The sequence below is a fragment of the Paraburkholderia sp. 31.1 genome (assembly GCF_014397645.1).
GTDB lineage: Bacteria > Pseudomonadota > Gammaproteobacteria > Burkholderiales > Burkholderiaceae > Paraburkholderia > Paraburkholderia tuberum.
In genome coordinates this window covers 124529-146682 of the sequence record NZ_VZQN01000016.1, presented here as the reverse complement: position 1 = coordinate 146682, position 22154 = coordinate 124529, and the positions used below count along the sequence as shown (strand labels likewise).

Here is a 22154-nt window from a genome sequence, read left to right as displayed (position 1 = left end):
CATGAATCTGCCGGCCGGACGTGAGGCGACGCTGCTTGCGTTCGACTACGGAGAGAAACGCATCGGCGTGGCAGTCGGCAATTCGCTGACGCGCCGCGCGCGGCCGCTCGTCGTCGTGCAGAACCGCAGCAGGGAGTACCGCTTCGAAGCGCTCGGCAAGCTGATCGCCGAATGGAAGCCCGATGCGCTGGTGGTCGGCCTGCCGATGCACCCCGACGGCACACCGCACGAGCGCACGCAACTCGCGAAGCGCTTCGGCAACCAGCTGAACGGCCGCTTCAATCTGCCGGTCACGTGGGTCGACGAGCGCTACTCGTCGGTCGAGGCCGAGGCGGAAATCCGCGCCGGCAATGCCCGCGCCGACATGCTCGATGCCGAAGCCGCGAGCATCATCCTCCAGCAATATCTAAACGGACTTTCCGACGATCATGAGTTCCATTGACGCCGAAGCGCTGTATCGCGCGTTGCTCGACCAGATTCGCGCGGCGTATGGCGACCAGCTCGCCGCCACGCAAGACGGTGCCGAAGCGGCGGTACTGGCGGGTATCCATAGCGGCGGCGCGTGGCTCGCCGAGCGGCTCGCGCGCGACCTGAAACTGCCGAGCTTCGGCGTGGTGAACGTCGCGCTGCATCGCGACGACTACGCGAAGAAAGGGCTGCACGCGCAAGCAAGCCCGACCTCGCTACCGTTCGAGGTCGGTGGCCGGCGCATCGTGCTGGTCGACGACGTGCTGTACACCGGCCGCACGATTCGCGCGGCGGTCAACGAGCTGTATGACTATGGCCGGCCGGCATCGGTCGAACTCGCGGTGCTCGCCGATCGGGGCGGACGCGAGTTGCCGGTGGCGGCGCGCTTCGTCGGTGGCGTGGTCGACGTACCCGCCGACGCGACGCTCGTGCTGGCCCGTGAAGACGACGGCGCGGGCGGCCAGCGGTTTTCTTTTCACACTGAAGCACGCGTCGATTGAAGGCAGTTTTGCGCAACGCAATGCCACGCAACATACGCGGAGCGCGCTGCGTTTGGTGAGATGCTGGAGTCGCCCCGAACCGTGGCAAGCAGCGTGCATCGGCAGCGATAGACTTGAGGTCCGTGTTTGAAGCAGGTACATCGTCAATCACCCCGGCCTATAGGCCGAGGCTTGCGGGGGTAAAAGTCCGCGAGTCTGAGATTGACCAGACCATGCGTCGCAAGACGCACCGTTGTGCAGAAGATTGCAGACCCACCGCCGGATGCTTCCTCAGTCTGGCGCTCTGGAAGTCGCAGCAGCAGACAAGCCACGGGTAGGTGTGAAACGGGCTGCGGCCGGTAGGAGTAATCCGCCCCTGCTGCACAACATGGTCGAGGGGAGCGGCGCCGCGAGGCGCCCGTCACCAGGCCCGTAAGGGCAACGCGCCGGAGTTTTTCCGGTTGGGCACCAGGAGCTACAGTTGGCGGTATTCGTTTTAGACAAGGTTGGGCGGCCGTTGATGCCGTGCAGCGAGAAGCGCGCGAGGCTGTTGCTCGCGCGTGGACGTGCGCGGGTTCATCGCCTCATGCCCTTCGCTATTCGGCTCGTCGACCGGGAGCTTCACAGCAGTGCATTGCAACCCCTGCGCATCAAGCTGGACCCCGGCAGCAAGGCCACCGGACTGGCGCTTGTGCGCGACGCGGAACACGTCGACACCTCGACGGGAGAAATCCATCGCGGCGCCGTGGTGCTTAACCTGTTCGAGTTGATCCACCGCGGTCGGCAAATCAGTGAGGCGCTTACTGCGCGCCGCACCATGCGGCGCCATCGGCGCAGCACCCTGCGCTATCGTGCACCGCGATTTCTAAACCGTACCCGGCCTGCAGGATGGCTCCCCCCATCGCTGCAACACCGGGTGGATACGACGCTCGCTTGGGTCGAACGGCTTCGGTGTTGGGCCCCGATAGCGGCGGTGAGTACTGAACTCGTACGCTTTGACATGCAGGCACTCGATAACCCAGAAGTCACCGGCATCGAGTATCAGCATGGAACTCTTTTCGGATATGAGCTGCGTGAGTATCTGTTGCAGAAGTGGACACACAAGTGCTGCTACTGTGACGCTCAGAACGTGCCTCTGAATATCGAGCACTTGGTGCCGCGCGCGCGCGGTGGCTCAAAACGGGTTTCCAACTTGGCAATTGCTTGTGTAGCCTGCAACGTCAGCAAGGGCGCGCGGCGGCTCGACGTCTTCGTAAAGGACGAGGCGCGCCTCGCGCGCATCATTGCCCAAGCCCTGCGCCCCCTGAAGGATGCATCGGCGGTCAATACCACCCGTTGGGCGCTGGTCAATGCCTTGCGCGCCACGGGTGTTCCTGTCGAAACAGCTTCCGGGGGACGAACGAAACACAACCGTAGCCAACTTGGCATCCCGAAGACTCATGCGCTGGATGCCGTGTGCGTGGGCGACGTTTCGACTGTGTTGGGGTGGCGAAAGCCGACATTGCAGGTGAAGTGCACTGGTCGGGGCAGCTATCAGCGAACGCGCCGAAACAAGTATGGTTTTCCTGTCGGCTATCTGATGCGGGCAAAACGCGTTCAAGGGTTCGGGACGGGAGACGTTGTGCGGGCGGACGTGCCTACAGGCAAAAAAGCAGGCACATATCATGGGCGTGTAGCCGTGCGCGCCAAGGGGAATTTCAACATTCAAACCCACGACCGGGTCGTACAGGGCGTTGCTCACCGCTATTGTCGGTTGCTGCAGCGCGCAGACGGCTATGGCTACTCAAGGATGGCAACTAACAAAGGAGAAGCGGGAGTAGGGGCTGTTATGCGGCCCGCGCCATCCCTCCCCGGCCCGGCGGCCGAGGTTTCCCGCGATGAAGGATGAACACCGCCACCCCGGCTCCGCAAGATTCCTCCGCCAGCGCATCCGAGCGCTTCCGCTACGGCTTCCTGAAGGGCAACCCGCAGCTCACGAAGAGCGGCGAGCTCAAACATCTGCTGTCGATCGAGGGGTTGCCGAAGGCCATCGTCAATCACATTCTCGAGACCGCCGACCAGTTCGTCAGCGTGACCGATCGCGAAGTGAAGAAGGTGCCGCTGCTGCGCGGCAAGTCGGTGTTCAACCTGTTCTTCGAAAACTCGACGCGCACGCGTACCACGTTCGAGATCGCGGCCACGCGGCTGTCGGCCGACGTGCTGAATCTGAACATCAACGCGTCGTCGACGAGCAAGGGCGAATCGCTGCTCGACACGATCAACAACCTGTCGGCGATGCACGCGGATCTGTTCGTCGTGCGTCATGCGTCGAGCGGCGCGCCGTTCCTGATCGCGCAGCACTGCGCGCCGCACGTGCACGTGATCAACGCCGGCGACGGCCGTCACGCGCACCCGACGCAGGGTCTGCTCGACATGTACACGATCCGCCACTACAAGAAGGACTTCACGAAGCTGCGCGTGGCGATCGTCGGCGACATCCTGCATTCGCGCGTCGCGCGCTCGGACATTCATGCGCTGACCACGCTCGGCGTGCCCGAAGTGCGCGCGATCGGTCCGCGCACGCTGCTGCCGGGCGGCCTCGAACAGATGGGCGTGCGCGTGTTCCACAACCTCGACGAAGGTCTCAAGGATGTCGACGTGATCATCATGCTGCGCCTGCAGAACGAACGCATGAGCGGCGCGCTGCTGCCGTCGTCGCAGGAGTACTTCAAGAGCTGGGGGCTCACGCCCGAGCGTCTCGCGCTCGCCGCCCCCGATGCGATCGTGATGCACCCCGGCCCGATGAACCGCGGCGTCGAGATCGACTCGCAGGTCGCGGACGGCCCCCAATCGGTGATCCTGAATCAGGTCACGTTCGGTATCGCGGTGCGCATGGCGGTGATGGGGATCGTCGCGGGCAATAACGACTAAGCAACGACTGATCAGGAAGCCGAACGATAGGCTGAACCACAGGTTTAACAAAGGCAGCGCATGAAGATTCATATTCAAGGCGGCACGCTGATCGATCCGGCAGCGGGCACCGAACAGCAGCAGGACATCTTTATCGAGGCGGGCAAGATCGCCGCCTTGGGCAACGCGCCGGCCGGCTTCCAGGCGGAGCGCACGCTCGACGCGCGCGGTCTGTCGATCGCGCCGGGTCTCGTCGACCTGTGCGCGCGTTTGCGCGAGCCGGGCTACGAGCACAAGGCGACGCTCGGCTCGGAAATGGCCGCGGCGCTCGCGGGCGGCGTGACGAGCCTCGTCTGTCCGCCGGACACCGATCCGACGCTCGACGAACCGGGCCTCGTCGAAATGCTGAAGTTCCGCGCGCGCAATCAGAACAAGGCGCACGTGTATCCGCTCGGCGCGCTGACGGTCGGTCTCAAGGGGCAGGTCATCACCGAGATGGTCCAGCTGACCGAGGCGGGCTGCGTCGGCTTCTCGCAGGCCGACACGCCGATCGTCGATACCCAGGTGCTGATGCGCGCGCTGCAATACGCGAAGACCTATGATTTCACCGTGTGGCTGCGTCCCGTCGATGCGTATCTGGGCAAGGGCGGCGTCGCCGCGAGCGGCGCGCTGGCGTCGCGGCTCGGGCTGTCGGGTGTCCCGGTGGCGGCTGAGACCATCGCGCTGCATACGATCTTCGAACTCGTGCGCGTAACCGGCGCGCGCGTGCATGTGTCGCATGTGTCGTCGGCGGCGGGCGTGGCGCTCGTGCGTGCGGCGAAGGGCGAGGGCCTGCCGGTGTCGTGCGACGTCACCGTGAACCACGTGCATCTGATCGACCTCGACATCGGTTACTTTGACGCGCAGTTCCGGCTCGATCCGCCGCTGCGCCAGCAGCGCGATCGCGAAGCGATCCGCGCGGGCCTCGTCGACGGTACGATCGATGCGATCTGCTCCGCGCACACCCCGGTCGACGACGACGAAAAGCTGCTGCCGTTCGCCGAAGCGACGCCGGGCGCAACCGGCCTCGAATTGTTCCTGTCGCTGACGGTGAAGTGGGCCGACGAAGCGGGCGTGCCGCTCGCGACCGCGCTCAATCGCATCACCGCGGCGCCGGCGCAGGTGCTCGGCCTCGAAGCGGCTGGCCGCATCGCGCTCGGCGCGGTGGCCGATCTCTGCGTGTTCGACCGTCACGCTCACTGGCGCGTCGAGCCGCGTGCGCTGAAGAGCCAGGGGCACAACACGCCGTTCCTCGGCTACGAGCTGCCGGCACAGGTGCGCGCGACCGTCGTGTCCGGTCAGCTCGCCTACGAACAGCGCTGAGCGGTATCGTTTCGGTCCAGTCAAGGAAAGCTCCGGCCATGAAGCTCGCGTTACGCAAGGTCCGTCTCATCACGCATCTGCTGCACGGCATGTGGACCGTCGCGACGCGCTTTCCGAACGCGAGCGCCGAGCGGCGTCACGCGCTCAATCGCGCGTGGTCGCTGAAGATGCTGCGGCTGTGCGGCATGCGCCTCGTCGTGCATAACGACGCGGTGCGGCTCGATCGTGGCGTGCTCGTCGTCGCCAATCACATCTCGTGGATCGACATCTACGTAATCAACGCGTGGCGGCCGACGCCGTTCGTCTCGAAGGCGGAGATCCGGCAATGGCCGGTGGTCGGATGGCTCGCACAGCAGCTCGATACGGTGTTCATCCAGCGCGAGAAGCGCAGTGACGCGAAGCGCATCATGCACGAACTCGCCGCACGGCTCAGCGCGGGTGAACTGATGTGCGTGTTCCCCGAAGGCACGACGTCGAACGGGCTCGAGTTGCTGCCGTTTCACGCGAACATGTTCCAGGCCGCGGTGTCGGCCGGTGTGCCGGTGCAGCCGCTGTGCATCATGTACGAGGACGCGCAGGGCCGGCAGTCGACGGCACCCGCATATATCGACGACGTGTCGTTGTCCGACTCGCTCGACATGCTGTTGCGTGGCGGTCCGCTGACCGCCCACGTATATGTTGGCGCACCGCTCGCGCCGGACGCGGACCGGCGGGTGCTCGCGGCGCAGGCTCAGCAGGTGGTGGCGAACGCGTTGCGGGACATGCAGGCCGGCAACGCAGTGGTGGGGACGGTCGCGCAAGAGGGCGACGTTGTAGATGCTGCGTCGTCGAGCGACGCCGCTGAGACGGCGCAAACGCTGATCGAGCCCGTCGATCAGCCGCACCGCTCGGTCTAAGCGGGGGCGCTGCCGGGCAGCGTCGCCGTCTTCTGTTTAGTTGCCCCCGCGCGGCACGCCGCGCGAATCGCAATCGACTTGCGTCAACGTCCGCTCAGCCGGGTTTTTCGCGAGCCGTACCGCCGACAGCTTCTGCCCCCATACGCAACCCGAGTCGAGGCCGATCAGGTTGTCGCGCAACATCAGGCCGAGCGCGGCCCAATGACCGAACACGACGGTCACGTCGGCGGTCCGGCGCGACGGCACGTCGAACCACGGCATGCAGCCGCTCGGCGTGGATGCGAGCGTGCCGCTGCTGCTGAAATCCATCACGCCATCGGCGCTGCAAAAGCGCATGCGCGTCAACGCGCTGCACGTGACGCGCATGCGCTCGATACCCTTCAGGCCCGGCTTCCAGCGGTTCGGTTCATTGCCGTACAAGCCGGCAAGCGTCTCTTTCCAGTTCGGCGCACGCAGCGCGCGTTGCAACTCGTCGGCGAGTTCGAGCGTCAGCGTCGCATCCCATTGCGGCAGCACGCCCGCATGCACCATCAGCATGCCGTTGTCGAAATGCGCGAGCGGGCGGTGGCGTATCCACTCGAGCAGATCGGCGGCATCGGGCGCGGCGAGGATATCTTCGATCGTGTCGCCTTTCTTCGACTTGCGAATCCCCGCCGACACCGACAGCAGATGCAGATCGTGATTGCCGAGCACCGGCACCGCGCGCTCGCCGAACGCGATCACGTCGCGCAAGGTGTCGAGCGAGTCGGGGCCGCGGTTGATCAGATCGCCGGCGAACCACAGCGGTGTGCCGTCCGGCGGCGCGGCTTTGGCCAGCAGTCGCTGAAACGGTGCGCGGCAGCCTTGCAGATCGCCGAAAGCAAGAGGGACGAGGGGAGCGGAGGTACTGGAAGCGTTGAGGGGTGTCATCGAGGAAATCAAGGCGATTCGATACGCGCGGTGCTGCACGACGCGTGCCACGCTGGGCAGGGCAGGGCAGCAAGATAGCGTGACATAATAGCCTGTTTGGGGTTCGGGTATCGTGCGATCACGTTGCGGGACGCGGGTGGAACACCGCCGTAACACGGCACGGCGGCAGCCACGCATGGACCGCGCGCGATTCCAATACAACAACAGGATGACTCTCTCGTGAACGAAGCCAGCATGTCGTCTTCCGCGGCGAAGCAATCATTTCGCACGCTCGTCACCGGTGCGAACGGTTTTACCGGCCGCTATCTGGTCGAGAAGCTGACCGGGCGCGGCCATACCGTGATCGAAGCGGTGTCCGGCCGCGACGAGCCCGACACGCCGACACGCGTCAAACTCGACATCACCTCACCGGAAGACTGCCGGCGCGTGCTCGACACCGTGCGGCCCGATTTCATCGTGCATCTGGCCGCGATCAGCTTCGTGGGGCACAACGATCCGCTCGACTTTTATCGCGTCAACGTGATCGGCACGCAGAACCTGCTCGAAGCCTGTGTCGCGATTGGCCATGTGCCGCGCAAGCTGCTGATCGCAAGCAGCGCGAACGTGTACGGCAACGTCAGCAGCGCCGCGATCGACGAGAGCTTCCCGCTTATGCCGGTCAATCATTACGCGGCCAGCAAAGCGGCCATGGAAGCGCTGGTGCGCACATGGTTCGACCGCCTGCCGATCCTGATCGTGCGGCCGTTCAACTACACCGGCCGCGGCCAGGCGGTGAACTTCCTCGTGCCGAAGATCGTCAGCCACTTCGCGCGGCGCGCGGCATCGATCGAACTCGGCAATATCGACATCGCGCGCGACTTCTCTGACGTGCGTTATGTGGCGAGCGCGTACGAGGCGTTGCTCGACTCCAATGTCGCCGCCGAAATCGTCAACGTCTGCACCGGCGCGCCGTATTCGTTGCGTGAAATCCTCACGACCGCGAGCGAACTCACCGGTCACGACATCGAAGTCCAGGTCAATCCCGCCTTTGTCCGGCAAACGGACGTCAAGATGCTTGCCGGTTCGCCCGCCAAATTGCACTCGCTGGTGCCGGCGGTCGAGTCGATCCCTTTCATCGATACGCTGCGCTGGATGCTCGCGGCCTGAGCGCGCTCGCGCGAGCAACCGCCTGACGGTCTGCACCGAAGGGCCGCGTTTGCGGCCTTTCATGACGCTTTCGCCGTTCTTCTTCATTTTCCACTCTTTCCGCGCCGCGCCGCACAGTATGTGGTGCACATCATCACAGGCGCCAAAATGCGCGTAACCGCACCGAAAAAGCCCCTTTTCACAGACCCACGGCAACGAATTCTGTCAAGCTGTTTCAAGTTGTTAGGGTTCTGGTTTTTGCACTCGGCGGCTTTATAATTGGGGGTTCATAAAATTGGCGTCTGAGTGTCCACTCTCCGGGGAACGCGACGGACGACCAGAGAAACGGACACCACGCGGGGTGAACAGGTCGCAAGCTCTTCGCCGCCTGTCACTAACATCGACAAGGGAATTACATGATCCTGGTAACGGGCGGTGCCGGCTTTATCGGCGCTAATTTCGTGCTCGACTGGCTGAATGCGTCGGACGAAGCGGTGCTCAACGTAGACAAACTGACCTACGCCGGCAACCTGGGCACGCTGAAGTCGCTACAGGGCAATCCCAAACACATTTTCGCGCGCGTCGACATTTGCGATCGCGCCGCGCTCGATACGCTATTGGCCGAGCACAAGCCGCGCGCCGTGCTGCATTTCGCGGCCGAGAGCCATGTGGATCGCTCGATCCACGGTCCGGCCGATTTCGTGCAAACCAACGTCGTCGGCACCTTCACGCTGCTCGAAGCGACGCGCAGCTACTGGAACACGCTGGGCGTTGCGGAGCGCGCCGCGTTTCGCTTCCTGCACGTGTCGACCGACGAAGTGTTCGGCTCGCTGTCCGCAACCGATCCGCAGTTCTCCGAAACGACGCCTTATGCGCCGAATAGCCCCTATTCGGCGACCAAGGCCGGTTCGGATCACCTCGTGCGCGCCTACCACCACACGTACGGCCTGCCGGTGCTGACCACCAACTGCTCGAACAACTACGGCCCGTACCAGTTCCCCGAAAAGCTGATTCCGCTGATGATCGCCAACGCGCTCGGCGGCAAGCCGCTGCCCGTGTATGGCGACGGGCAGAACGTGCGCGACTGGCTGTACGTCGGCGACCACTGCAGCGCGATCCGTGAAGTGCTCGCGCGCGGCACGCCGGGCGAGACGTACAACGTCGGCGGCTGGAACGAGAAGAAGAATCTCGAGGTCGTGCACACGCTGTGCGACCTGCTCGACCAGCAGCGCCCGAAGGCGGCCGGCTCGTATCGCGACCAGATCACCTATGTGAAAGATCGTCCGGGTCACGACCGCCGTTACGCGATCGACGCCCGCAAGCTCGAGCGCGAACTCGGCTGGAAGCCGGCGGAAACCTTCGAGACGGGGCTCGCCAAAACGGTCCAGTGGTATCTCGACAACCAGCAATGGGCCGACGAAGTCGCTTCGGGCGAATACCGGAAGTGGGTCGAGACCAACTACGCGCAGCGCGCGTAAAGGCACGGCAATGGCGCGCAAAGGCATTATTCTCGCGGGCGGCTCGGGCACCCGCCTGTATCCGATCACGCACGTCGTCTCCAAGCAGCTGCTGCCGGTGTACGACAAGCCGATGATCTACTACCCGCTGTCCACGCTGATGGTGGCGGGTATTCGCGACGTGCTGATCATCTCGACGCCGCAGGACACGCCGCGCTTCGAGGCGATGCTCGGTGACGGCAGCCAGTGGGGCATGAACATCCAGTACGCGGTGCAGCCGTCGCCGGATGGACTCGCGCAGGCCTTCATCATCGGCCGCGAGTTCGTGAACAATGATCCGTCGGCATTGATTCTCGGCGACAACATCTTCTACGGCCACGATCTCGCGAAGCAACTCGAACGCGCCGACGATCAGACCGACGGCGCCACCGTGTTCGCGTATCACGTGCAGGACCCGGAACGCTACGGCGTGGTCGAATTCGACAAGCAGTTCCGCGCGTTGTCGATCGAGGAAAAGCCCGCCAGGCCGCGTTCGAACTACGCGGTCACGGGTCTGTACTTCTACGACAAGCAGGTCTGCGACATCGCCGCGGACATCAAGCCGTCGCCGCGCGGCGAGCTCGAAATCACCGACGTGAACTCGCGCTACCTCGCGAACGCGGCGCTCAACGTCGAGATCATGGGCCGCGGTTATGCGTGGCTCGACACCGGCACGCACGATTCGCTGATCGAAGCCGCGACCTTCATCGCAACGCTGCAAAAGCGCCAGGGTCTGGTGGTCGCGTGTCCGGAAGAGATCGCGTACCGGCGTCAGTGGATCGACGGCGAGCAGTTGCTCGCGCTCGCCAAACCGCTCGCGAAGAATGCCTACGGGCAATACCTGCAAAACATTCTCACGGATCACGTCGCATGGCCATCCAGGTAACCGCAACCGCGCTGCCCGAAGTCAAGATCATCGAGCCGAAGGTGTTCGGCGATGCGCGCGGCTTCTTTTTCGAAAGCTTCAATGCGCTCGAATTCGCCGAGAAGGTCGAGCCGGGCGTCGAGTTCGTGCAGGACAATCATTCGCGTTCGGCGAGAGGCGTGCTGCGCGGTCTGCACTATCAGATCCAGCATGCGCAGGGCAAGCTCGTGCGCGTGGTCGAGGGCGAGGTGTTCGACGTCGCCGTCGACATCCGCAAGAGCTCGCCGAACTTCGGCAAGTGGGTCGGCGTGACGCTGTCGGTCGAGAACCATCGGCAGCTGTGGGTGCCGCCCGGTTTCGCGCACGGCTTCGTCGTGCTGTCGGAGTCCGCGCAGTTCCTCTACAAGACCACGGATTATTGGTTCCCCGAGCACGAGCGCAGCATCGTGTGGAACGATCCGGCGATCGGGATCGAATGGCCGGTCGACTTCGAGCCGCTGCTCGCGGCCAAGGATGCGGCGGGCAAGCGTCTCGCCGACGCCGAAGTCTACGCATAAGGGGATCGCATGAGCGCACACGACGCGAAACGGACGATTCTCGTCACCGGCGTAAATGGCCAGCTCGGCTATGAGCTCGCGCGCACGCTGCAAGGGCTCGGCAACGTGGTCGCGGTCGACCGCTCGCGGCTCGATCTGTCGAACCTCGATCAGATTCGCGCGGTGGTGCGCGACCTGCGTCCCGCGCTGATCGTCAATCCGGCCGCTTATACGGCGGTGGACAAGGCCGAAGAAGAACGCGACCTGGCAATGCGCATCAACGGCGAAGCACCGGGCGTGCTCGCCGAGGAAGCGAAAAAGCTCGGCGCCGCGCTGATCCACTATTCGACCGACTACGTGTTCAACGGCACGAAAGAAGGCGCGTACGTCGAAGACGATCCAACCGATCCGCAGAACGTCTACGGCCGCAGCAAGCTCGCGGGCGAGCAGGCAATCGCGGCGAGCGGCGTGAATCACCTCGTATTGCGCACGAGCTGGGTGTACGGCACGCGCGGCAAGAACTTTCTGCTGACGATGTTGCGACTCGGCGCCGATCGTCCGGAGCTGAAGGTGGTGGCCGACCAGTTCGGCGCGCCCACCTGGTGCAACACGATCGCGACGCTGAGCGCGCATCTGTGCGCGCAGTCCTTCGCCACCGAAGACGGCGCGAAGTGGTGGGACGAGCGTTCGGGCATCTATCACCTGTGCGCGGGCGACTCGACGTCGTGGCACGGTTTCGCGTCGGCGATCTTTGAACTCGCGGATTTGCCGAACAGGCCGAACACGCTGCCGATTCCGGCCGCGGATTACCCGACGCCCGCGAAGCGCCCAGCCAATTCCAGAATGTCGAACGACAAGCTGGCGCGCGTGTTCGGCCTGGCCGCGCCGCATTGGCGCGACGCGTTGAAGCTGTGTCTGACGGACGGTTTTCCGAAGTCGCCGGCGGCGCGCACCTGAGTCGCGGTTTCGACGCAGGGCTCGCGAGCGCCGGTGCGGCGAAGGAAACACTCGCATCGGATGTCCTGCCGCGCACGCTGCTCGCCATGATGCCGTCGTGGTCCGGGACCGATCGAAACGATTGTTCCCTGACAATGGTGAAAGGGTGCAGCGGTAGAATGTCGCTCGACGCGAGGGCGTTCGAGGCGCGGATTTAACGTTCTATGCGCAGTAGATTGCAAACGTCTGCGTCAACCGCGCGCAAGCCAGTATGGCCACGTAAAAAATACGGTATCGAGAGGGAGCTGTGAGTTTGTTACCGATCATTCTGTGCGGCGGAGCGGGATCGCGGCTCTGGCCGGTCTCGCGGGAATCGCACCCGAAGCCGTTCATCCGTCTCGCGGACGGCGAAAGCCTGCTGCAGAAAGCGTTCCTGCGCGCGGTCGCGTTGCCCGGCGTGAAGGAAGTGCTCACGGTAACCAACCGTGAGCTGTTCTTCAAGACCGAAGACGATTTCCGCGAGGTGAACGGCAAGAACGTCGCGACCTCGTTCATTCTCGAACCGTTCGGCCGCAACACGGCCGCGGCGGTTGCCACGGCGGCCTTGCACACGGCGAAGGCGCATGGCGCAGACACCGTGATGCTGGTGCTCGCCGCGGATCACCTGATCGCGGATCAAACCGCGTTCGCCGCGGCGGTCGCGCGCGCGCAGACGCTTGCGCAGGCCGGCAACGTGGTCACCTTCGGCATGCATCCGGATACGCCCGAAACCGGCTACGGCTATATCGAAGCCGATGGCGAGCGGGTCGTGCGCTTCGTCGAGAAGCCGTCACTGGAGAAGGCCCGCGAGTATCTGGCGTCGGGCAAGTTCGTGTGGAACTCGGGCATGTTCTGCTTCACCGCGGGCACGATCCTGAAGGAAATGCGCGAGCATTGTCCCGACATTCTCGATGCCGCGGCCGAATGCATGGACAAGTCGCCGTCCGCCGAAGGCAAGAGCGGCGCGCAGGTGCGTCTCGAGCCGGGCTGCTTCGGCGCGGTGCCGGAGCTGTCGTTCGACTACGCGGTAATGGAGAAGTGCGAGCACGCGGCGGTCGTGTGCTGCAACCTCGGCTGGACCGACGTCGGCTCGTGGACCGCGCTGTCCGACCTGTCGCCGGCCGATGCGAGCGGCAACCGCGTCGAAGGCGAGGCGCTGCTCGTCGACGTGAAGAACTCGTATCTGCGCAGCGACGGGCGCCTGATCGGCGCGGTCGGCGTCGACAACCTGATCGTGATCGACACGCCCGATGCGCTGCTCGTCGCGCACCGGGATCGCGCGCAGGACGTGAAGCAGATTTTCGCGGAGCTGAAGTCGCGCGGCCATGAGACGTACAAGGTGCATCGCACCGTGCATCGGCCGTGGGGCACGTACTCGGTGCTCGAAGAGGGGCCGCGCTTCAAGATCAAGCGCATCGAGGTGAAGCCGGGCGCGAGCCTGAGCCTGCAGATGCATCATCACCGCAACGAGCATTGGGTCGTGGTGAGCGGCATGGCGAAGGTCGTCAACGGCGAAAAAGAGTTCTTCGTGTCGACCAACGAGTCGACCTATATCCCGGCGGGTCACAAACATCGCCTCGAAAATCCGGGCGTCGTCGAGCTCGTGATGATCGAAGTGCAAAGCGGCGAATATCTGGGCGAAGACGATATCGTTCGCTTCGAAGACATTTACGGACGTACTTGAGATGGATATCAGTTTTACCAACGACTCGGAAGACCTGACACGTCACAACGAGCGCGACGACCTGCTGGTCGGCATGAAAGCGGTGCGGGTCTGGGGCACGCTCGGCTGGCACGACATCCGGCAGCGTTATCGCCGCTCGGTGCTCGGGCCGTTCTGGTTCACGCTCAGCACGATCATCTTGGTGGTCGTGCTCGGCGCGTTGTACTCGACGCTGCTGCACCAGGAACTCTCCGACTATCTGCCGTATCTGGCGGTGGGTCTCGTCGTGTGGGCGTATCTGGCGTCGGTCGCCAACGAGGGCTGCATGGCCTTCATCGGCTCGGCCTATCTGATCAAGCAGATCAGGCTGCCGCTGACGGTCCACGTATGCCGCATCGCGTGGCGCAACTTCGTGATCCTGCTGCATAGCCTGCCGGTCGTCGTCGTGCTGCTGTTCGTGTTCGGTCACTGGCCGGGCTGGGAAATCGTGCTGGTGCCGTTCGCGCTCGTGGTCCTGCTGCTGCACGGCGTGTGGCTCGGCGTCACGCTCGGCGTGCTGTGCGCACGCTTTCGCGACATTCCGCCGATCGTCACGAACCTGATCCAGGTCGTGTTCTTCTTCACGCCGGTCATGTGGTCGCCGGAAATCCTGAAGGACCGCGCGTGGGTCGCCGAATACAACCCGCTCTATCACCTGATCGAAACGGTGCGCGCGCCGCTCACCGGCCGCCCGACCCACTGGGAGTCGTGGGCGTGGTCGATTGGTCTCCTGATCGTCGGCTTTGCGTTCGCGCAGATCCTGATGAAGCGTTTCCGTAATCGCGTTCCTTACTGGCTTTGATATTGTGAGTTCTTCATCGATTGTCGCTCGTAACATCTCCGTCGAATTTCCGATTTACGAGAACTCGCATCGCTCGCTGAAAAAGGCGGTGCTCAATTTGACGACGGGCGGCCGGATCGGCCAGGACGCGGGTCGCCATGCGATCGTCCGCGCGATCGACGACCTGAGCTTCACCTTCAGCGAAGGCGAGCGCGTCGGCCTGATCGGCCACAACGGCTCGGGCAAGACGACGCTGTTGCGCACGCTGTCGGGCGTCTATGCGCCGGTGCGCGGCGAGCTGAAGGTGCGGGGCAAGATCGCGTCGCTGCTCGACGTGTCGATGGGCCTCGACCCCGACGCGACCGGCTTCGAAAACATCTATCTGCGCGGCATTCTCGACGGGCTGAAGCCCGCGCGCATCCGCAGCAAGATCGACGAGATCGCCGACTTCAGCGAACTGGGCGATTACCTGAATCTGCCGGTGCGCACCTATTCGAGCGGGATGATGCTGCGCCTCGCGTTCGCGATCTCGACGAGCGTCGAAGCCGACATTCTGATCATGGACGAATGGCTGAGCGTGGGCGACGCCGAGTTCAGCGTGAAGGCGGCCGAGCGTCTGGAAGGCCTCGTCGGCAAGGCCGCGCTGCTGGTGGTGGCGTCGCACGATCCGTCGCTGGTCGCGCGCGTGTGCACCCGCAAGATCTCGATGGAACACGGCAAGATGGTCGCCGACGAAGCCGTGCTGCCGTCGGAAAAATCCGACGAGCCGCTCATCAGCCACACCGCGCAGTTGCCGCACTGAGCACGCCGGCGCGCGGCCGGCGCGGCGCATGCCGCGCCTGCCGCATGTGCGCCGACGCGCGAGCTGCGCGGCGCGACGGCAGCAGGCAAATCCGTCGGCTCATCGGCTAAACCGCGCCCCGGCGCAAGCCAGTCCCGCAGTTCAGCAACACCCTCGTGGCCAATCCCGAGGCGTAACAAGGTTCGAATTTGATGCGAGCTAATCACCCGTTTCTGCGCTACTCCGAATCCCTGCTGGTGCGTCAGCCGTTTCGCACGCTGAAGGGTTTCGCGGGCGGCTATATCGCGTATCCGATTGCGGAGAACGCCGAAAAGCGCAACGTGCGCCCGAAAATCCGCGAGCTGCGCGAGCACTATTCGCTGCCGATGCCGCATCGCCGCTGCATCGCGCTCGAACGGCTCGTCGCCACGCTCGAATTCGCCGGCGCGAAGGTGCCTTACTATCGCGACCTGTTCCAGGCGAAGCAATTCGATCCCGCCAAGGTCAGGAACGACCCGCGCTACCTCGAAGAACTGCCGTATCTGACCAAGGACATCATCCGCGAGCAGGGTCCGCGTCTCCTGTCGGGACCGCTCGAGGCTGGCAAGCACCACGCGTGCAAGACCGGTGGCTCGACCGGCCTCTCCACGACGATTTACTACGACCAGGAAGGCGCCGATTATTCGTCGGCGGTCACCAACTATTGCCGCGAGCGGATCGGCAAGCTGCGCCATCGCTCGGAGTTGCACTTCGCGTGCCGTTTCCCGGATCAGGTCGTGCCCGAGTGGCCGTCGCGCGAAGACTTCAAATGCTTCGCGATGAATCGCAGCAATGTCTTCTTCGACCGCATCGACGATCACGGCCTCGAGGAAATGTGGCGCACGCTGAAGCGCCGCCGCCCGTATCTCGCGCACTCGCATCCGTCGACGATGTACGCGCTCGCCTGCTATGTCGAGCGCAAGTACGGCGGCGGCAACGCGTTCCAGGTGTTCGAGTCGAGTGGCGAGCTGCTCGAGCCGCATGCGCGCGAGATGATCGCGAAGGCGTTGCGCTGCCGCGTGATCGACCGCTACGGCCTCGCCGAGCTCGGTGTGATGGCCTATGAGCTCGACGGTCACGAAGGCGGCTTCCAGGTCCTCGAATCGGAAGGCTGGCCGGAAAGCCGCGTCGCGCCGGACAACCCCGACGGCGCGCACGAGCTCGTGTTCACCGGGTTCCGCAACCGGCTGATGCCGTTGATCCGCTACACGACCGGCGACCTCGCGCGCGTGCAGGAGACGGAGAAGGGCTTCTTCCTGACCGACGTGGTCGGCCGGATTCACGACGTCGTGCCGATCAACGGCGTCGCGCATCCGACGCACCACATCCAGGACATGCTCGATCACCGCGTCGGCGGCATCCAGGAATTCCAGATCGATCTGCGCACGACGCCGCCCACTTTGCGCATCGTGCTCGAACCGCACGCGAACGCGGAGGACACCACCGCGAAGCTGCGCCACTTCTGGCAGGACGCGTTCACGATCGCGTACGTCGGTCACGACGATTTCGTGCGCGTGGGCAGTCGCGCCAAATTCCGTCACGTGGTGAGCGCATGATCGGCGTCGCGTATCCCGATGCCCGCGCCGACGCCGGCCAATACGTGCTGGCGGCGCTGCGGCGCTCGGTCAGCGCGACCCAGGCGCAGGCGATCGCGCGCAACATGCTGCACGAGATCGCGCCCGACGTCATGGTCGCGGTCGACGCGCCCGATGCGTGGAGCGCCGACCTGATCGCGTTCGTGCAGGCGCGGCCGCGCAAGCTGATCGTGTTCGGCCATATGCCGATCGCGCTCGCGGACTATCTGCGTTATCGGCCCGCGGCGTTGCCCGCCGACCTCTCGCAAGCGAGCCGCAGTGCAACGGCGCCTTCGGGCGAGTCGCGCGAAAGCGCGGCGGCCGTGCGCTACGGCGCGCTCGCGCAAGCACTCGGCGGCGCGCCATGGCATCGCCCGTTCGAGCGCTTCGATTTCACCGACGAATGGAACAACCTCGGCTACGGCGCGATTCGCGCCGACGGCTCGATCTGGGCGCTCGCGCAGGCGCCCGAAGTTCCGGCCGAAGCGGAGCTGGCCGCGGTCGTCGTGAACGGCGAGCGACAGTTCGCGTACGCGGCGCTGTGGGATGCGGGCGCATCGGCCGTGCTGTGGTTCAACCGGCCGGTCGGCCCGTGCGATTCGTTCGAATGGCGCCTCGTCGAGCAGTTTCTGTCGGGCTACCGGGCTGATGCGCTGCCATGTCAGCCGGTGCTGAGCGAACTCCCGTGGGGTTACGACGCGGCGATCACGTCGCGGCTCGATTGCGACGAGGACGTCGAATCGGCGCGCCCGTTGTGGCACGCGTACCGGCGTCTCGGCGTGCCGTTCACGCTCGCCGTGCATACGCAGAACCTGCAACGCGGCGGCCAGCACGACATCCTGCGCGAACTGCTTGCCGACCGGCAGCAGGGCGCGGTGCTGTCGCACACGGCGACGCACTCGCCGAACTGGGGCGGCAGCTACGACACCGCGATCGCGGAAGGCGTGCAATCGGCCGAACTGCTCGAACGCGCGACCGGCGTGCCGGTGCGCTACGCGGTGTCGCCGTTTCACCAGTCGCCGCCGTACGCGATGCGCGGCCTGATCGACGCGGGCTACGCGGGCTGCATCGGCGGCATCATCCGCAACGATCCGGAGTTTCTGAGCGCACGCGGCGGCGCGTTGGCCGGCTTGCCGGCGGGCTTCGTCGGTCACAGCCAACAGTGCATGCTGCACGGCGACTGCATGCTGAAAGAGGGCGATCCGCTCGCGATCTTCAAGCAGGCCTTCGACACCGCGTACGCGACCAACACGCTGTTCGGCTATCTCGACCATCCGTTCTCCGAGCGCTACGCGTACGGCTGGACCGACGAGGCGGCGCGCATCGACGCGCACGAGCAGTTGATCGCCTACATGCGCGGCAAGGCCCAACGGCCGCTGTTCCTGCACGAGGAAGCCGCGCTCGATTTCCTGCGCTTGCGCTCGCTCGCGCAGATCGTCGAACACGACGGCGTCTTTCGCGTCGTCACGCCCTTCGCCGACACGACGCCGCTCGCGCTCGGCGTCGAGTTCCGGGGCGCTCATACCAAGGTCGAGACGGGGAAAGCACTGCAATGAAAGTCATGGTGGTGATGGGCACGCGGCCCGAGGTCATCAAGCTCGCACCGCTCGTGCGAGCGCTGCGCAGCGAGTTCGACACGATCGTCTGCGCGAGCGGGCAGCATAGGGACATGGCCGCGCAGGCGCTCGAATTCTTCGGCATCGAACCGGACATCACGCTCGAAACGATGCACCCGGGTCAATCGCTGAATGCGCTCGCGTCGCGCCTGATCGCCGCGCTCGATCGCGCGCTCGACGAAACACGTCCCGATTGGGTGATCGTGCAGGGCGACACGACGACCGCGTTCTGCGCGGGCTTCGCGGCATTCCAGCGCGGCATGCGCGTCGGTCACGTCGAGGCGGGGCTGCGCACCGGCGATCTGGCGAGTCCGTTTCCCGAGGAAGCGAACCGCAGCCTGCTCGGCCGCATCGCGACGCTGCATTTCGCGCCGACCTCGCGCGCGCGCGACAGCCTGCTCAGCGAAGGCGTCGCGCCAGAGAAGATCGTCGTGACCGGCAACACGGTCGTCGATGCGATCGGCGAAGTGCGCGCGAGCTGGAGCGTCACGCCGCCGGCGAGTCCGCTGCCCGCATGGCATGGCGCGCAGCAGCAGCACGTGCTCGTCACGTGCCATCGGCGCGAGAATTTCGGCGACGTGCTGCAGGATATCTGCCGCGTGCTGCGCGATCTGTGTCAGCGCTATAGCGATTACCGCTGGGTGTTCCCCGTGCATCTGAACCCGGCCGTGCGCGGGCCCGTGCATCGCGAGCTCGATGGCATCCCGAACCTCGCGCTGATCGAGCCGGTCGACTATCCGACGAGCCTTTATCTGATCAGCGGCAGCGCCGTCGTGGTCAGCGATTCGGGCGGCATCCAGGAAGAAGCGCCAACCTTCGGCGTGCCGGTCGTCGTGATGCGCAATCACACCGAGCGCCGCGAAGGCGTCGACGCCGGCTTCGCGACGCTCGCGGGCCAGAGCGCGGCGAGCATCGAAAGCGCGGTGATCGGCTGGCTCGACGATCCCGCGCGGCGCGCGGCGCTGCGCGATCGCGCGAATCCGTACGGCGACGGACTGGCCTCACGACGCATCGTCGACAGCCTGCGCGGCCGACCGGTCGAGGTGTTCGTTGGCTGACGGCAAGAACCGCGTGCTTGCCCCGCAAGACTGCGTGCTGTTTTCGACCGCCGACTGGGACGAGCCGTACTGGACCAACAAGCAGCACACGGCGAGCATCCTCGCCGCGCGCGGCTGGCGGATTCTGTATGTGGAAAGCGTTGGCTTCCGCTCGCCGAAAGTGGCGAGCGGCCGCGACTGGTCGCGCCTGTGGCGACGTCTGTGGCGCGGCGTGCAGTCGCTCGTGCTCGGCCCGCCGCGCCGCGCCGACAATATCTGGGTGCTGTCGCCGCTGATGGTGCCGGCCGGGCATCATCTGCCGTTCGTGCGCTCGCTGAATCAGGCGATGCTGCGTTTTTCGGTGAACCGCTTCGCGAGGTCGCATCGCTACGTCAAGCCGGTCGTGTGGACGTACCACCCGTACATGCTCGATGCGATCGCGACGCTGCCGCGCGGGACCCTGGTCTACCACTGCGTCGACGATATTGCGGCGATTCCGGGCGTCGACGTCGACGCGTTCCGCACTGCCCAGCAGGACCTGCTCGGACGCTGCGAGGCGGTATTCACGACTGCGCAGTCGCTGAAGGACGTGTGCCTGCCGTTTAACCCCAATACGCATTTCTTCGGCAACGTCGTCGATGAAGCGCACTTCGGCGCGGCGCGCGCGGACGGCCCGCTGCCCGCCGAGCTCGCCGCGATCGACGAGCCGCGGCTCGTGTATCACGGCGTGCTGTCGGACTTCAAGGTCGATCTGCCGCTGCTGCTGCAAACCGCGCAGGCGCGGCCGCAGTGGCAATGGGTGATCATCGGCGAGGAGCGCGAAGGGCAGCGCAGCGACCTGCTCGCGCAGCTCAAGCGTCTGCCGAACGTGCATCTGCTCGGCTACCGGCCGTATCGCGTGCTGCCACAGTATTTGCGCGGCATGCGGGTCGGTGTGTTGCCGACGCTGATCAACGAATACACGCACTCGATGTTTCCGATGAAGTTCTACGAATATCTCGCGGCCGGTCTGCCGGTCGTATCGACGCCGCTCGATTTCGCGAAGGAACCGCGCGCGGGGCTCGAAGTGGGCAGCGATGCCGACGCGTTCATCGCGGCGATCGACAAGCAGCTTGCACGCGGCAAGCTGAGCGCGGAGGAAGCCCGCGCGGCGGTTGGCGAGAACACGTGGGAAGCGCGGCTGGACAAGATGCTGGCGATTACCTTCCACTTCCCGCAGGCGGGCGGCGGCAGCGCGCGGCCACACGGCGCTGAGGTGCGCACGTGAGGGTCGTTCATGTGTACCGCACGTACTTCCCGGACCCGCCCGGCGGCCTGCAGGAAGCGATCCGCCAGATTGCGCTAGCGACGCGCGAGCGCGGCGTCGAACCGCGCATTCTGACGCTGTCGCCGAGCCCGACGCCGACCGTCGTCGAACGCCCGGAAGGGCAGGTGATCCGCGAGAAATCGTGGGCGGCGCCGGCATCGTGCGATCTCGGCGGGCCGTGCTCGGTGATCAGGTATCGCGAGCTGGCCGACTGGGCCGACGTCGTGCATTTCCACTTTCCGTGGCCTTTCGCCGACGTATTGCATCTGCTCGGACGCACCAGCAAACCGACGGTGATGACTTACCACTCCGACATCGTGCGGCAGAAGCTGCTCGGCGCCGTCTATGGGCCGCTGATGCGGCGCACGCTGCGCAGCATGTCCGCGGTGGTCGCGACGTCGGCGGCCTATGCGCGGACCAGTGAGACGCTTGCCGCGTGCGTGTCGAAGGAGCGTTTGAAGACGATTCCGCTCGGCATCATCGACTATCGCGACGAGCCGCAGCCGCTCGACGCGCGGCGCAAGCTCGAGAGCCGGCTCGGCCTGGCGCCGGGCGAACCGTATTTTCTGGCGCTCGGCGTGTTGCGCTACTACAAGGGACTGCATACGCTCGTCGAGGCCGCCCGGCATGTGCAGGCGAAAATCGTCATCGCTGGCTCGGGGCCGGAGCGCGAGCGGCTCGCCGCCTTGGCGCGGCAGCATGGCGCGACCAACGTCGTGTTTGCCGGGCAGGTCACGCATGAGGAAAAGGTTGCGCTGCTCGAGGGCTGTCGCGCGATGGTGCTGCCCTCGCATTTGCGCTCCGAAGCGTTCGGGATGGTGCTGGTCGAAGCCGCGATGTTCGGCAAACCGATGGTGTGCTGTGAAGTGGGGTCCGGGACGTCGTTCGTCAACGAGGATGGGGTGACGGGGTTTGTCGTGCCGCCCGAGGCGCCCGAACCGCTGATCGCCGCGATTAACCGGCTGACGCTGGATGAAGCACTGGCGCGCGGCATGGGAGCGGCGGCGCGGCAGCGATATGAGCGGCTATTTTCTGGGCCAGCGTTGGGAAACGCATATAAATCGCTGTATGAACACGTATTGTCTTCCTGAGTCGTTATTTTCTTTCTCTCTATATCGCCGAACAGCTTGCGAAAGTGTTTAATTCACCTTGGTTTGGGCTAATTCGGCCTATATGCGAGATGTTGGTATTATCTGCGCGGTCGAGCCCGCTACACTGATTATTCTGCTTCGTTACAAATATTGCGGGCTCATGGTTGTTAAATCAGTCGGCAGTCAGTTGACAAATAAATTGGAAGCGGGTTGTAGGGGAGGGCGCG

20 protein-coding genes are annotated in these 22154 nt (G+C 64.8%); 19 read left to right on the top strand and 1 reads right to left on the bottom strand.

What is annotated here, in order from left to right:
* The first annotated feature begins 1 nt into the window (after position 1).
* From ruvX to F6X37_RS14865, 6 genes are all read left to right on the top strand, one after another.
* Positions 2-442 carry a Holliday junction resolvase RuvX gene (ruvX, locus tag F6X37_RS14890; RefSeq protein ID WP_184062183.1) on the top strand — a complete coding sequence of 147 codons (441 nt, stop codon included), beginning with the start codon at positions 2-4 and terminating at the stop codon, positions 440-442.
* Positions 429-968 (top strand): bifunctional pyr operon transcriptional regulator/uracil phosphoribosyltransferase PyrR, encoded by a 540-nt coding sequence (gene pyrR / locus F6X37_RS14885; protein ID WP_187611858.1) that lies wholly within the window; start codon positions 429-431, stop codon positions 966-968. The genes ruvX and pyrR overlap by 14 nt, the downstream gene beginning before the upstream one ends.
* 460 nt (positions 969-1428) lie before the next feature.
* Complete coding sequence (gene iscB, locus F6X37_RS14880; protein ID WP_187611857.1) at positions 1429-2835, top strand: RNA-guided endonuclease IscB; 1407 nt, start codon at positions 1429-1431, stop codon at positions 2833-2835.
* The gene (locus F6X37_RS14875; RefSeq protein ID WP_090803276.1) at positions 2832-3857 is read left to right on the top strand and encodes an aspartate carbamoyltransferase catalytic subunit; all 1026 of its coding nucleotides are present in this window, start codon (positions 2832-2834) and stop codon (positions 3855-3857) included. The genes iscB and F6X37_RS14875 overlap by 4 nt, the downstream gene beginning before the upstream one ends.
* A gap of 60 nt (positions 3858-3917) precedes the next feature.
* Positions 3918-5198, top strand: coding sequence for a dihydroorotase (locus tag F6X37_RS14870; RefSeq protein ID WP_187611856.1), 1281 nt, complete (start codon positions 3918-3920; stop codon positions 5196-5198).
* Positions 5199-5236: 38 nt separating this feature from the next.
* Complete coding sequence (locus tag F6X37_RS14865) at positions 5237-6094, top strand: lysophospholipid acyltransferase family protein (protein ID WP_187611855.1); 858 nt, start codon at positions 5237-5239, stop codon at positions 6092-6094.
* Between the two features lie 36 nt (positions 6095-6130).
* Here F6X37_RS14865 and F6X37_RS14860 read toward each other — a convergent pair whose 3' ends face one another.
* Positions 6131-7003 carry a symmetrical bis(5'-nucleosyl)-tetraphosphatase gene (locus F6X37_RS14860; RefSeq protein ID WP_187611854.1) on the bottom strand — a complete coding sequence of 291 codons (873 nt, stop codon included), beginning with the start codon at positions 7001-7003 and terminating at the stop codon, positions 6131-6133.
* Positions 7004-7237: 234 nt separating this feature from the next.
* Here F6X37_RS14860 and F6X37_RS14855 point away from each other — a divergent pair, with 234 nt between their 5' ends.
* The 13 genes from F6X37_RS14855 to F6X37_RS14795 all read left to right on the top strand — a co-directional run bounded on the left by F6X37_RS14855 (position 7238) and on the right by F6X37_RS14795 (position 21927).
* Positions 7238-8149 (top strand): GDP-mannose 4,6-dehydratase, encoded by a 912-nt coding sequence (locus F6X37_RS14855; protein ID WP_187611853.1) that lies wholly within the window; start codon positions 7238-7240, stop codon positions 8147-8149.
* A 395-nt stretch (positions 8150-8544) separates the two neighbouring features.
* The gene (gene rfbB / locus F6X37_RS14850; protein ID WP_187611852.1) at positions 8545-9606 is read left to right on the top strand and encodes a dTDP-glucose 4,6-dehydratase; all 1062 of its coding nucleotides are present in this window, start codon (positions 8545-8547) and stop codon (positions 9604-9606) included.
* 10 nt (positions 9607-9616) lie between these two features.
* On the top strand, positions 9617-10510 hold the full coding sequence (gene rfbA / locus F6X37_RS14845) for a glucose-1-phosphate thymidylyltransferase RfbA (RefSeq protein ID WP_184065112.1): 894 nt from the start codon (positions 9617-9619) through the stop codon (positions 10508-10510).
* Positions 10495-11046 (top strand): dTDP-4-dehydrorhamnose 3,5-epimerase, encoded by a 552-nt coding sequence (rfbC, locus tag F6X37_RS14840; RefSeq protein ID WP_184065114.1) that lies wholly within the window; start codon positions 10495-10497, stop codon positions 11044-11046. Before rfbA ends, rfbC begins: the two co-directional genes overlap by 16 nt.
* Positions 11047-11055: 9 nt before the next feature.
* Positions 11056-11982: a dTDP-4-dehydrorhamnose reductase gene (gene rfbD / locus F6X37_RS14835; RefSeq protein ID WP_090803286.1), complete on the top strand. Its 927-nt coding sequence runs from the start codon at positions 11056-11058 to the stop codon at positions 11980-11982.
* Between the two features lie 286 nt (positions 11983-12268).
* Entirely contained in the window at positions 12269-13684 is a 1416-nt protein-coding gene (locus tag F6X37_RS14830; RefSeq protein WP_187611851.1) for a mannose-1-phosphate guanylyltransferase/mannose-6-phosphate isomerase, read from the top strand.
* 1 nt (position 13685) lies between these two features.
* Positions 13686-14504 carry an ABC transporter permease gene (locus F6X37_RS14825; RefSeq protein ID WP_090803289.1) on the top strand — a complete coding sequence of 273 codons (819 nt, stop codon included), beginning with the start codon at positions 13686-13688 and terminating at the stop codon, positions 14502-14504.
* Positions 14505-14508: 4 nt separating this feature from the next.
* On the top strand, positions 14509-15285 hold the full coding sequence (locus tag F6X37_RS14820; protein WP_187611850.1) for an ABC transporter ATP-binding protein: 777 nt from the start codon (positions 14509-14511) through the stop codon (positions 15283-15285).
* A 191-nt stretch (positions 15286-15476) separates the two neighbouring features.
* Complete coding sequence (locus tag F6X37_RS14815; RefSeq protein ID WP_187611849.1) at positions 15477-16859, top strand: phenylacetate--CoA ligase family protein; 1383 nt, start codon at positions 15477-15479, stop codon at positions 16857-16859.
* Positions 16856-18433 carry a polysaccharide deacetylase gene (locus F6X37_RS14810; RefSeq protein WP_187611848.1) on the top strand — a complete coding sequence of 526 codons (1578 nt, stop codon included), beginning with the start codon at positions 16856-16858 and terminating at the stop codon, positions 18431-18433. The genes F6X37_RS14815 and F6X37_RS14810 overlap by 4 nt, the downstream gene beginning before the upstream one ends.
* Positions 18430-19551, top strand: a complete 1122-nt coding sequence (gene wecB, locus F6X37_RS14805) for a non-hydrolyzing UDP-N-acetylglucosamine 2-epimerase (RefSeq protein WP_187611847.1) — start codon at positions 18430-18432, stop codon at positions 19549-19551. Before F6X37_RS14810 ends, wecB begins: the two co-directional genes overlap by 4 nt.
* On the top strand, positions 19544-20797 hold the full coding sequence (locus F6X37_RS14800; RefSeq protein WP_187611846.1) for a glycosyltransferase: 1254 nt from the start codon (positions 19544-19546) through the stop codon (positions 20795-20797). Before wecB ends, F6X37_RS14800 begins: the two co-directional genes overlap by 8 nt.
* Positions 20794-21927: a glycosyltransferase gene (locus F6X37_RS14795; protein WP_187611845.1), complete on the top strand. Its 1134-nt coding sequence runs from the start codon at positions 20794-20796 to the stop codon at positions 21925-21927. The genes F6X37_RS14800 and F6X37_RS14795 overlap by 4 nt, the downstream gene beginning before the upstream one ends.
* Positions 21928-22154 lie beyond the last annotated feature (227 nt).